This window comes from Microcoleus sp. OTE_8_concoct_300 (genome assembly GCF_031383065.1).
Lineage (GTDB): Bacteria > Cyanobacteriota > Cyanobacteriia > Cyanobacteriales > Microcoleaceae > Microcoleus.
In genome coordinates this window covers 1-11,294 of sequence record NZ_JANMZH010000879.1, presented here as the reverse complement: position 1 = coordinate 11,294, position 11,294 = coordinate 1, and the positions used below count along the sequence as shown (strand labels likewise).

Here is an 11,294-nt window from a genome sequence, read left to right as displayed (position 1 = left end):
GCTAGCCGGCGCAAGCTCACTAAACATTGGCGAAGTACAGACGACCTGGCAGGTCGTCTCTTCTACCCCAGAAATGGGAGTTTGAGGCAACCATACCTCACGCCTTGGGGCAACCATACCCCTCCACCCCGCGAGGGGATTCAAATTAAATGTAAAGCCGTGCTAAAAGCACGGGGTTTCTACCCATTTTTCTGATGAAGCATTAAAGACGTAGCAGTCTATGTCTGTGAGCGATCGTCTATTTTTAAACATTGTCTACTTAAACTTATGCAGCCACCTATTGCTATTGGAACTCTCCTACAAAACCGCTACCGCTTGGTGAATATTTTAGGTCAAGGGGGATTTGGCCGGACTTATTTAGTAGAAGATTTGGGGCGGTTTCAAGAACGCTGCGCCCTGAAGGAATTGATTCCGGTGCAAAGCGGGCCTTACGTTTTGGAAAAATCGAAGGAATTGTTTCAAAGAGAGGCGGCAATACTTTACCAAATAGCGCACCCGCAAATTCCCCAGTTTCGGGCAATATTTGAAGAAAACCAGCGTTTGTTTTTAGTGCAGGATTACGTGGAAGGGATGACTTACCGCGAACTGCTGCTCGATCGAACTTCAAAGGGTCGCACATTCACAGAAGCCGAAGTCTTGGTATTTATCCGGCAAATGCTGCCGATACTGGCTCACATCCACGCCCGCGGCATCATCCACCGCGACATCTCCCCTGAAAATATAATTCGGCGGGAAAACGACCAGTTGCCGGTGCTGATTGACTTTGGTGTGGTGAAGGAACTCGCCACCAAAGTCCAGTCTCCCGAAGGAACAGCCCACGCGACAACAGTCGGTAAAATCGGCTACGCGCCGATGGAACAGTTGCAAAGCGGGCGGGCAACGGCCAGCAGCGACCTCTACGCTTTAGCTGTAACGGCGATCGTCCTGCTGACGGGCAAAGAACCGCAGGAATTGCTCGATCAAACAACGCTGCAGTGGAATTGGCAGCAGCGAGTGCAGGTGAGCACAGGTTTGGCTTTGGTGCTCAATCGGATGTTGAATCGGTCTCCGGGCGATCGATATCAATCTGTCAGCGAAGTCGCCCAAGCACTCGACGCCCAAACTAATCCTCAGCCTAACCCGCCAACTGTACCGCCCGCGCCAGCAGTGGTGCCTTCAAATCCTTCCCTAGTAGCAACGGTGGCGGTGGGCAGGCCGCCTGAGCCAGCCGCCCATAGTGGGCACCCGCCTCAGCAGCCAGACCCGTTAATTGAGCCTGCGGGCGACTCTTTTTGGGACAATCCCTTCGCTGCGATCGGACTGCTGACGGGCTTAGTAATCTTGACGGGCTTCGGTTCCTGGGCCTTAGTAGGCTCATTTCTCAACAATCAGGGCCCCAAACCCACTCCGACAGCGCCACCAGTCACAAGTCCGACGCCGACACTAACTCCGATACCAACCCCACAACCTTTGCCAACCCCAACCCCAGAACCGACACCAGCGCCGACTCCCGCACCAACCCCAGAACCAAGCCCAGAACCTTTGCCGGAACCAAGCCCAGAACCTTTGCCGGAACCAACCCCAGAACCTTTGCCGGAACCAACCCCAGAACCAACCCCAGAACCAACCCCAGAACCAACCCCAGAACCAACCCCAGCGCCAACTCCGACACCCAAACCAAGCCCAGCGCCAACTCCCACGCCCAAACCGACGCCCAAACCGACGCCCAAACCGACTCCACCGCCCAAACCAACACCCAAACCGACTCCCGCACCAACACCCGCGCCGTCGCCGGAACCAGCGCCAACACCCGCGCCGTCGCCGGAACCAGCGCCAACACCCGCGCCGTCGCCGGAACCAGCACCAACACCCGCGCCGTCGCCGGAACCAGCACCAACACCCGCGCCGTCGCCGGAACTCTAAACTTCTGGCAAAATTCCTCTAGACTAAAGTTGAGGCCAATTACTTGTTAGCTATGTGCCAGTCAGGAACCTCAGCCTAAAGGCATGAGGCTTGAAGGAGGAATCTAACAAGCCGTTCTGACCAGCCTAAGTCTTAACTGACTACGTTTTTTGAGTCACGATACCCTGGGATGCGTAGCTAGTCCCTGGCTCTATCGTTGAGAGTTAAACAGTTCTAAGGTCACTGGAACAGTGCTTTCAGCCTAACAAGCTCTTAAAACTTTGGCGAAGCTAACTTTACTCCGAAAAGAGATTGAGGCAACCATACCTCACCGGGGGGGGCAACCATACCCCTCCTCCCCGCGAGGGGATTCAATTCAATGTAAAGCCGTCCTAAAAGGACGGGGTTTCAAACCCATAGTTCTGATGAACTCGTTGCTAATTGCTGGAACTGATACCGACGCGGGCAAAACTGTTTTGACCAGCGCTCTGGCTGCTTATTGGCAAATGTATTTTCCCGATCGCAGTTTGGGAATTATGAAGCTGTTGCAAACGGGAACGGGCGATCGCGAACTCTACACCCGTTTGTTTGCCCTCGACCAATCCCCCCAAGAACTCAATCCGCTGCACTTTGGCGCGCCTCTAGCACCGCCGATTGCTGCGGAACGGGAGGGGAGACATATTGAGTTAGAAAAGGTCTGGACGGCCCTGCAAAGCCTTTGTAAGCGCAAGGATTTTGTATTGGTGGAAGCTTTGGGAGGACTGGGTTCGCCTGTAACACGGGAACTGACGGTGGCCGATATTGCCAGGGATTGGCGGCTGAAGGGAGTTTTGGTGGTACCCGTGAGGTTGGGGGCGATCGGGCAAGCTGTGGCGAATGTCGCTCTCGCCAGACACACTGGTTTTGGACTCAGAGGTATTGTGCTTAATTGCGTTAAAGCTTATTCTGAACAAGAAATTGCCGAACTGGCGCCCGTTGATTTGCTCCAGTCGCTGACTCAAATACCTGTGTTGGGTATTTTGCCGCATTTAGATGACCCGACTGACCTCGCCAAATTAGCTCAAGCAGCTTCAGAATTAGATTTAGAGCGGTTACTACCAGAGGTTAATTTAGTTCCTCAGACTTCTAAATAACCCTATTCTAAACACCTCTCTTTCTCTGCGTACTCTGCGCTCTCTGCGGTTCATAAAAAAAATCTCCTGCACAACTCACATAGGATTGACATAGCAATTATATTTGATTTTTGAAAAAGATTTTTTTACCGCAGAGAGCGCAGAGATCACAGAGAAAGAGAAGAGATAGTTACAGTAATTATTCAGAGTTACTATCATTAGTAATGATAATTGATTAACTGATTCGACCTAAAACCGAATTCAAAAAAAGGAGAATAAAACATGGTTTCTACTTTACCGAATTTAACCTCTGTCGATTTATCTCAGTTGCGGCTTGAGATAAGAAATTTGCAGCCTCAGCTAGTCGAATGGCGGCGCCGCTTGCACCAAAAGCCGGAGTTGAGTTTTCATGAAAATTTAACGGCGCAGTTTGTCTCGCAAAAGTTGCAGGAATGGGGCATTGACCATCAAACTAATATTGCTAAAACTGGTATTGTCGCAACTATAGACAGCGGCAAACCGGGGCGGGTTTTGGCAATTCGAGCTGATATGGATGCTTTGCCCATTCAAGAGGAAAATGAGGTGGATTATCGATCGCAGCATGATGGAATTATGCACGCTTGCGGTCACGACGGCCACACTGCGATCGCCCTTGGTACTGTCTGTTATCTGGCCAAGCACAAACACAGCTTTTCGGGTAAAGTAAAATTTATCTTTCAGCCCGCCGAAGAAGGGCCAGGAGGCGCAAAACCGATGATTGAAGCGGGAGTTTTGAAGAATCCTGATGTTGATGCGATCGTCGGCTTGCATTTGTGGAACAATCTACCTTTGGGCACTGTAGGCGTCCGCAGCGGCGCGCTGATGGCGGCTGTCGAAATTTTTGACTGCACGATTTTTGGCAAAGGTGGACACGGCGCAATGCCACATCAGACTGTGGACTCGATCGTAGTTACAGCCCAAATTGTCAGCGCTTTGCAGGCCATTGTCGCGCGGAACATTGACCCGATCGACTCAGCGGTAGTAACTGTCGGCAAATTCCACGCAGGCGACACCCACAACGTCATCGCCAACACCGCTCAAATCGGTGGCACCGTGCGCTATTTCAATCCAGCATATCAAGGTTATTTTGACAAGCGAATCGAGCAAGTAATTGCCGGAATTTGTCAGAGTCACGGGGCAAATTACAAATTAGATTATTCTGCGTTTTACCCGCCGGTGATTAATGATTCAAGAATAGCTGAATTGGTGCGCGGCGTCGCAGAATCCGTTGTCGAAACTCCTGCGGGAATCGTTCCAGAATGTCAAACAATGGGCGGCGAGGATATGTCGTTCTTTTTGCAAGAAGTGCCCGGTTGCTATTTCTTTTTGGGTTCAGCAAATCCCGAGAAAAACTTGGCTTACCCGCACCATCACCCGCGTTTTGATTTTGATGAAACTGCGTTAGGGATGGGTGTAGAAATGTTTGTGCGCTGCGTGGAAAATTTTTGTGTGATGTAAATCCGGCTTTCAGGGGCGGGCTAGAAGCCCACCCCACAAGAAAATTTAGTTTTTGTGGAACAAGCAAATTCATGTCTTGTGGAACAGGCATCTTGCCTGTTCATGAGAATGGTAGAACATCTCAGATATTACCGAGTTTGAAAGATATTCTGCACCATTTTTTTATCTACACTGGCCGCCGCCTTATCCAATTCTGCAATCTCGCCCGAGTCTAACTCCCAGCCCAAAGCACCAATATTATCCCTCGCCTGTGCCACAGATTTCGCCCCAGGAATCGGAATAGTTTCTTTGCAGATGCACCAGTTGATTGCTACCTGCGAAACAGTCTTGTTTCTGAATGCCGCTATTTCTCGCAAACATTCCAAAAGCGATCGCATTCCCGGAAGTAGCTGCTTGCACGCCAAACCTCGGATACCTTTAGGAACAGACCCGTTTTCGGAATACTTACCCGTCAGCAACCCCAAGGCTAGAGGACTGTAAGCAATCAATTTTATCCCCAATTCATCGCAAACATCTTTCAATCCGAGTTCGGTCACCGGATAGGTGGAAAGTAGGGAATATTGCACTTGTAAAGTAACAATAGGAATTTGGCGATCGCTAAATTTCCGATGCACCCATTTCAGCCGTTTCGGCCCGTAATTAGACAAGCCCACTCCCTTAACCAATCCTTGCTCATAAAGGTCAGCCAGACCATCCAAAAGAGCCCCCTCTTGCCAAGGAGCGTAATTAGCTGTAGACCAGTGCATTTGCACCAAATCTACATTTTTTCCGAGGCGCGAAGCAGAGGCTTTGCAAGCCGATATCATTGATTGTCGCGTCAGTCTCCAAGGATAAGCAGCCAGTTTTGTCGCAATACAAATACTGTCTTTGTTTGCACCTTGATATTGTTGAGAAAACTGGCCCAAAAGCTGTTCGCTGCGTCCATTTAATTTCCCTGTTCCGTAAGAGTCGCCGGTATCGAATAAAGTGACACCGCTGCTGACGCAAAGATTGAACGCGGCTTGCAATTCCTCGTCCATACTTTCATCGTAGCCCCAAAGCAGTCGGTTGCCCCAGGCCCAAGTGCCGCAGCCCATTTTTGGCAGTAAAATTTTTTGGTTAGTGTGCATTTTTATTGATGGTAGTTGTTATAGCAAGTCCGGTTAAATAATCACACAGAAGTGTAGGGGCGGGTTTTACAAACCATAATTGCCTACAAATGATTATCTCGTAAACCCGCCCCGGCTAGTATGATTAATCAACCGGAGTTAATATTAGCAGCAATACAGATATTCTGATTTGGACAGAACAATGTTGTGTTCCTAATATATTGTAGGCAATTATTAGCTGGGCGGGGGCGGGTTTTTAGTTCCTTTTAGTTGCAGTCAATATTGTTGGTAAAACCCGCCCCTCCGAATTAATAGTTTCTAACTAATGACTAATGACTAATGACTAATGACTAATGACTAATGACTAATGACTAATGACTAATGACTAATGACTAATGACTAATGACTGATGACTCTTTTAATCTTTTACGTAGTTGGCGAGGGCAAAGGTGCGCTGTTTTTGGTAGGTTGAGCCGGCTTAGCTTTGGGGTTTGGTTTGGGTGGCGCAGGTGGAGGGAAAGTCGCCGCGCGTCTGGGGATTTGTTGCGCTGTTCGGAATGCAGAAAACGGGAAGAAATCGCTAAATTGAGAAAGTCGATCGGCGATGGGTTCGGGCGCATATTCCCACAAGCTTTCGTAGTAGAAGAAAGCGACGCCTAAGCCGTATTGTTGGACTGCTCGCACCTGAGATTTAATTTGTTCAATCGGTACGGGGCTATTTCTCAAACCTGTCATAATCCCTACTCCTGTGGGGATCTTTTGCTGTGCTTCTTGCATTTCTGGACGGTTAATTTTGTCCACAAATGATTCTAGATGGGGACGGTACACTTGCACGATTAGCTCGTCGGCAATATCTAAACGCACCCAAGCCAGCCAATCTTGTAGGTGATGTTTATAAGCAAAATCGTAGTAATTGGGAGAAATCGAGAAAATTGCCTTGGGTTTAACTGCTTTGACGGCTTGATTTAGCTGGGACATAAAAGCGGTAATTTTATTTGCTCGCCACTGCACCCATGCTGGATTTTGAAAATCTTTTGGCGGAGGTTGTTTTGTTTCTTTGGTATACAAAGCAACTGTGTAGTCATCGTATCCAAATTCCGACGGCAAACTCATGTGGTCGTCAAATTGAATGCCGTCTGCGTTGTATTGAGTGGTGACTTCTAATACGAGTTCGGTAATGAATTGCTGCACTTCTGGATGAAAGGGATTGAGCCAAACTACTTCGCCGCCGGCGTCGTTTGATGTTTGGGTGCCGTCCTGTTTTTGTGTCAGCCAATCGGGATTGTTTAAGGCTAATTCTGATGTGGGTGGAGCCATAAAACCAAACTCAAACCAAGGAATTACTAGCAGGCCTTGGCGGTGAGCTTGAGCGATTAAATCGGCGATCATATCTTGTCCGTCTAACCCTCTGTAAACAAAGGGTTGAATGTCTCTTTTCTGCGCTACATAGCTGGGATACATTGCATAGCCAGAATTCCAGACAACGGGATAGATTGTGTTGAAATTTAACCGTTTTAGTTTGCTGACAGCATCTCCTAGTTTGCGGCGATCTCTGAGGATGTCTTTGTCGTTTGTAGTCATCCAAACCCCGCGAATTTCCTGGCGGGGTTGCTGGGCGATCGCCGGAATCAAGTTGTTCGCCAGCAATACTATAATGAATGAGAGGGCAAACAGAAGCGGTAAAAGAGTTTTAATCGATCGCTGCCAACTGCGCGGAATGATGCGTAATGTCATAGTTTTGAATGGTGAGTTAGCTATCGAAACACACCCCAGCATAATTTGGTGATAAAATTTGATCGCTCTACAGTCTACAGCCATTTGCGCTGATTTTGGAATCGGTTAAGTGAAATGGGTGGATTGATGTGCTCCGATCGCAACTGAGCCAAGTATAATCTCTGATGCAGAGGGTAAGTGAGAGCATTCTGTCTAACTGCTGGGAAATCATTAATTACGCACTGCAAGCTCTCCTTAGCGGACTGTGCGGCCCAAGGAGTGCGAGTGCTGTAAAATATCGGTGCTGGAACATTTCGATCGAACATCTGTAATTGTGAAACATTTAGTGTTAATTGGCGGCGGTCATAGTCATGCTATCGTATTAAAAATGTTCGGTATCCAACCTCTGCCGTCCGTGCGTTTGACTCTGATTAGCGACGTGCTGCACGCGCCTTATTCGGGGATGCTGCCGGGACACGTTGCCGGGTTTTACGATTATGATGAATGTCACATCGATTTGCGATCGCTCGCTGAATTTGCCGGGTGTCAAATATTAATCGATCGGGCGATCGCGATCGACATTAACAAAAACTTAGTTATTTGTCAAACTCACCCTCCGGTTAATTTTGATTTGCTTTCTGTGGATATCGGCAGCACTCCTGCGACTTTATCTGTACCGGGTGCTGCTGAATATGCAATTGCAGCTAAACCCGTACCGGAGTTTTTAGCTAGCTGGAATCAGTTAATTTCCGAAAGGCCAAACCATCCTCAAAAACCGCTGCGGATAGCCATTGTAGGCGGCGGTGCAGGCGGCGTAGAATTAGCATTAAATATGCAATCTCGATTGAGGAAGGAAGAGGGGTTCGGCAACGAGCAGTGTACGGGATTTAACGGATGGATATTAAGGTACAGCGAAAGACGTAAGAGAGAAAAGGGAAGGGGGAAGAAAGAAGAAGAATTAGAAATTAATTTGTTTCACAGCGGTGCTGAATTGATGCAGGGGCATAACCATCGAGTGCGCCGACGCCTTCAAGAAATTCTCATCAGTCGCGGCATTCAATTGCATTTAAAGGAAAAAGTCTGTGCTGTAAAAAAGATTGAGAGAGAAACCAATCCTCAATTCCCTACAGATTACCAAATTTCCTGTAAATCAGGTTTAGAATTAGAGTACGATCGCATTTTTTTGGTAACACAAGCATCGGCAGCCAATTGGATAAAAGAATCCGGTTTAGCAGCCGACTCAAACGGCTTTATGCAAGTCAACGATTGCCTGCAATCAGTGTCTCACCCCAACGTATTCGGGGCAGGCGATATCGCTGCGATGGTTAATTATCCCCGTCCCAAAGCAGGCGTGTTTGCCGTGCGTCAGGGCAAACCCCTGTTTGAAAATTTGCAGCAGTTTTTATTAGAAAAACCGCTGAAACCCTTTGCACCGCAGAAACAATACTTAGGGTTAATTGGTACTGGGAATAAAAGGGCGATCGCATCTCGCGGATCCTTCATGTGGGAATCGGCGCTGCTGTGGTACTGGAAAGATTGGATCGATCGCCAATTTATGCAAAAATTTAGCAATCTGCCCAAAACCCGCAATACCAAATAGCAATACATTCACATATTCTCCTCTCTTCCTCTGCGTCCTCTGCGTCCTCTGTGGTAAATAAAAAAAGTCTTATTCAAAAACCCTTTAAGCTTGCTATAGTAATATCAGCAGTAAGAAAAACTAACTATGTTCAGAAAAATTGGATTTTGGCTGATTTGGATTGCATTTAGCACCTACGCCTTTGTATTTGCACCACCCGACAGCCCAGAAACTATCACACTAATTACCAATCTTTCCACAGGCAAAATAGCAGACATCAACCCTTTAATTGTAGCTTTATTCAACATCATGGGAGTCTGGCCGCTCATCTACAGTTGCGTCTTATTTGCTGACGGCAGGGGGCAGAAAATACCTGCATGGTTATTTGCCACTTTATCCTTTGGCGTCGGCGCTTTTGCCTTGCTGCCTTATTTAGCCCTGCGCGAACCGAATCCTGAATTTCCCGGTCATAAAAATATCTTTTTAAAGATATTAGACTCCCGTTTTACCGCCATTGTCCTAACATTGGGCGCTGCTGCTTTAGTTTCCTTGGGCTTGACAAAAGGTGATTGGTCTGATTTTATTGGGCAGTGGCAAACCAGCCGCTTTATCCATGTAATGAGTTTAGATTTTTGTATGCTTTGCCTGCTATTTCCTGCCTTATTGGCAGACGACATGGCGCGCCGAGGAATGCAGAATGTCGCAGCATTTTGGGCAGTAACATTAGTGCCACTGTTTGGGCCACTGGCTTATCTGTGCACGCGCAAACCCCTGCCGGAAACTAATACTGAAACAGTTACAAATTAGACAGCAGTGCAGCGAATGCTCACTTTAATCTAGGAATCACTCACAAGTAATCATACAAGAAACAAGCAAGATGCCTGTTCCACAATAAGTAAGTTTTATTGTGGGGTGGGCTTCTAGCCCGCCCATGAAACACTGATTACAAATAGTGCCAAATCTGTGTATTAATCTAATTAATTATCTCCAAATCGCTAGCAAATGAAAAAAAATCCTATCGTTGGCATCACCACCTACAACCGCTGTCCAGCAGGCGAATATCGCTTAAATGGAGCTTATATTGATGCAGTGCAAGCAGCAGGAGGAATCCCGATTTTGCTGCCGCCCCATCAATTAGATCCGGCTAGTATTTTTGATGCAGTAGATGGTTTGATTTTTTCCGGGGGCGGAGATATCAACCCAGAACTTTATGGCGGTTATGTCGATCGCACAGTTTACTCGGTTAATGCAGAACGCGACAATTTTGAATTAAACTTAGCAAAGCTAGCTTTGAAGGCGGACATACCTGTGTTGGGGATTTGCCGGGGAATGCAAATCCTGAATGTAGCCAGCGGTGGCAGTTTGGTGATTCACGTACCGGATGCTTACGGAGACGAGGTTAATCACGGATCGGGAATTCCCCCGCGTGCGATCGAGCATATCATTAAAATTGAGCCAGACAGTCGGCTAGCAAAAATTATGGGAAAAACTTCAACAACAGTTGTTTCCTGGCATCATCAAGCAGTGAGGAAGGTAACATCCGATTGGCGAATTGTAGCCGATGCACCTGACACTTTGGTAGAAGCAATGGAGCACTGCTATCACCCTTGGATGATAGCAATTCAATGGCACCCGGAAATGTCGCCAAACTGTTCGGTAAACTCGCGAATTTTTCGGGCTTTCGTAGAAGCAGCAGCTTCAAAATTTATGAATTCTACCAAGTCAGCATCAAAGGCAATTCCGACATTTTTATAGTCACTTATTCTTGATAGTCAGTATCTATTTCAATATCGAGAGTATCTTCATCTATTCTGACATAAAGAACATTCGGGCGACAGCAAACCTGACAATCTTCGATATAAGATTGCTCCATACCACCGCTGGTATCAACAAAAGTTGTATTCGGTTCGCCGCAGAAAGCACAGTAATATTCAGCCGTTGTTTGCATCTTTCTCGCACTCTCTTTTTGTGACTTCGTGGCGGTAGCGAAACATATCTGTTAACCGCATTTCCACCCACCAACCTAACAACAAATCGACAATCGGGCCGCCCGGTATCGAAAATGCGATCGCATCTGTCAATCTAGTCTTGCCATTTTCTGAGGTAAACTCGTGTCGGTGAGTCCAACGTGCCATCGGCCCCTCAGTTTGTTCATCAACAAACAAGCGATATTGTTCGCACTCAGTGTGAGTCGCCACCCATTTTACAGGAATCGGCCCCAATAACAGGCGAAATTCGGATACAGCACCCACATCGAGTCCCCCTTCGCGGCGAATGATTTTCACCGGTTGCCAAGGCGGAGTCAAAAGTTGCAGAATGTCCGGCCTTTCGTGAAAGTTCCAGACTGCTTCAACAGTGGCATTAATCAGCGACGAATATTTAAAATTGGGCATTGTATCGTTGGGCTAGACAGTTAAGTGCGAT

11 protein-coding genes are annotated in these 11,294 nt (G+C 47.5%); 7 read left to right on the top strand and 4 right to left on the bottom strand.

Features of this window, described 5'->3' with window-relative positions:
* The 4 genes from ACUVJL_RS38425 to ACUVJL_RS38410 form a co-directional block, all read left to right on the top strand.
* The coding region (locus ACUVJL_RS38425) for a hypothetical protein (RefSeq protein ID WP_445250609.1) at positions 1-195 on the top strand (195 nt) is incomplete at its 5' end.
* Positions 196-267: 72 nt separating this feature from the next.
* Positions 268-1,902 (top strand): protein kinase domain-containing protein, encoded by a 1,635-nt coding sequence (locus tag ACUVJL_RS38420; RefSeq protein WP_445250608.1) that lies wholly within the window; start codon positions 268-270, stop codon positions 1,900-1,902.
* A gap of 404 nt (positions 1,903-2,306) precedes the next feature.
* Positions 2,307-3,014 carry a dethiobiotin synthase gene (gene bioD, locus ACUVJL_RS38415; protein WP_445250607.1) on the top strand — a complete coding sequence of 236 codons (708 nt, stop codon included), beginning with the start codon at positions 2,307-2,309 and terminating at the stop codon, positions 3,012-3,014.
* 261 nt (positions 3,015-3,275) lie between these two features.
* Positions 3,276-4,490 (top strand): M20 family metallopeptidase, encoded by a 1,215-nt coding sequence (locus tag ACUVJL_RS38410; protein WP_445250606.1) that lies wholly within the window; start codon positions 3,276-3,278, stop codon positions 4,488-4,490.
* 128 nt (positions 4,491-4,618) lie between these two features.
* Here ACUVJL_RS38410 and ACUVJL_RS38405 read toward each other — a convergent pair whose 3' ends face one another.
* Positions 4,619-5,599: an aldo/keto reductase gene (locus tag ACUVJL_RS38405; RefSeq protein WP_445250605.1), complete on the bottom strand. Its 981-nt coding sequence runs from the start codon at positions 5,597-5,599 to the stop codon at positions 4,619-4,621.
* Positions 5,600-6,004: 405 nt separating this feature from the next.
* Positions 6,005-7,396, bottom strand: a complete 1,392-nt coding sequence (locus tag ACUVJL_RS38400; RefSeq protein WP_445250604.1) for a glycoside hydrolase family 10 protein — start codon at positions 7,394-7,396, stop codon at positions 6,005-6,007.
* Positions 7,397-7,679: 283 nt separating this feature from the next.
* On the opposite strand from ACUVJL_RS38400, the gene ACUVJL_RS38395 reads away from it, so the two are divergent.
* From ACUVJL_RS38395 to ACUVJL_RS38385, 3 genes are all read left to right on the top strand, one after another.
* Positions 7,680-8,891, top strand: a complete 1,212-nt coding sequence (locus tag ACUVJL_RS38395; protein ID WP_445250610.1) for an FAD-dependent oxidoreductase — start codon at positions 7,680-7,682, stop codon at positions 8,889-8,891.
* Positions 8,892-9,017: 126 nt separating this feature from the next.
* Positions 9,018-9,677, top strand: coding sequence for a DUF2834 domain-containing protein (locus ACUVJL_RS38390; RefSeq protein WP_445250603.1), 660 nt, complete (start codon positions 9,018-9,020; stop codon positions 9,675-9,677).
* 195 nt (positions 9,678-9,872) lie between these two features.
* Positions 9,873-10,625, top strand: coding sequence for a gamma-glutamyl-gamma-aminobutyrate hydrolase family protein (locus ACUVJL_RS38385; RefSeq protein WP_445250602.1), 753 nt, complete (start codon positions 9,873-9,875; stop codon positions 10,623-10,625).
* A gap of 4 nt (positions 10,626-10,629) precedes the next feature.
* Here ACUVJL_RS38385 and ACUVJL_RS38380 read toward each other — a convergent pair whose 3' ends face one another.
* Both ACUVJL_RS38380 and ACUVJL_RS38375 read right to left on the bottom strand, forming a co-directional pair.
* Complete coding sequence (locus tag ACUVJL_RS38380; protein ID WP_445250601.1) at positions 10,630-10,818, bottom strand: CPXCG motif-containing cysteine-rich protein; 189 nt, start codon at positions 10,816-10,818, stop codon at positions 10,630-10,632.
* Positions 10,802-11,263: an SRPBCC family protein gene (locus tag ACUVJL_RS38375; RefSeq protein ID WP_190745192.1), complete on the bottom strand. Its 462-nt coding sequence runs from the start codon at positions 11,261-11,263 to the stop codon at positions 10,802-10,804. The genes ACUVJL_RS38380 and ACUVJL_RS38375 overlap by 17 nt, the downstream gene beginning before the upstream one ends.
* Positions 11,264-11,294 lie beyond the last annotated feature (31 nt).

What these genes read in the sequence shown, in the direction of transcription:
- ACUVJL_RS38395 (WP_445250610.1), top strand. Translation starts at nt 7,680, where the DNA reads ATGTTCGGTATCCAACCTCTGCCGTCCGTGCGTTTGACTCTGATTAGC.
- ACUVJL_RS38420 (WP_445250608.1), top strand. Translation starts at nt 268, where the DNA reads ATGCAGCCACCTATTGCTATTGGAACTCTCCTACAAAACCGCTACCGC.
- ACUVJL_RS38400 (WP_445250604.1), bottom strand. Translation starts at nt 7,396, where the DNA reads ATGGCTGTAGACTGTAGAGCGATCAAATTTTATCACCAAATTATGCTG.
- ACUVJL_RS38410 (WP_445250606.1), top strand. Translation starts at nt 3,276, where the DNA reads ATGGTTTCTACTTTACCGAATTTAACCTCTGTCGATTTATCTCAGTTG.
- ACUVJL_RS38380 (WP_445250601.1), bottom strand. Translation starts at nt 10,818, where the DNA reads ATGCAAACAACGGCTGAATATTACTGTGCTTTCTGCGGCGAACCGAAT.
- ACUVJL_RS38390 (WP_445250603.1), top strand. Translation starts at nt 9,018, where the DNA reads ATGTTCAGAAAAATTGGATTTTGGCTGATTTGGATTGCATTTAGCACC.
- bioD (WP_445250607.1), top strand. Translation starts at nt 2,307, where the DNA reads ATGAACTCGTTGCTAATTGCTGGAACTGATACCGACGCGGGCAAAACT.
- ACUVJL_RS38385 (WP_445250602.1), top strand. Translation starts at nt 9,873, where the DNA reads ATGAAAAAAAATCCTATCGTTGGCATCACCACCTACAACCGCTGTCCA.
- ACUVJL_RS38375 (WP_190745192.1), bottom strand. Translation starts at nt 11,263, where the DNA reads ATGCCCAATTTTAAATATTCGTCGCTGATTAATGCCACTGTTGAAGCA.
- ACUVJL_RS38405 (WP_445250605.1), bottom strand. Translation starts at nt 5,599, where the DNA reads ATGCACACTAACCAAAAAATTTTACTGCCAAAAATGGGCTGCGGCACT.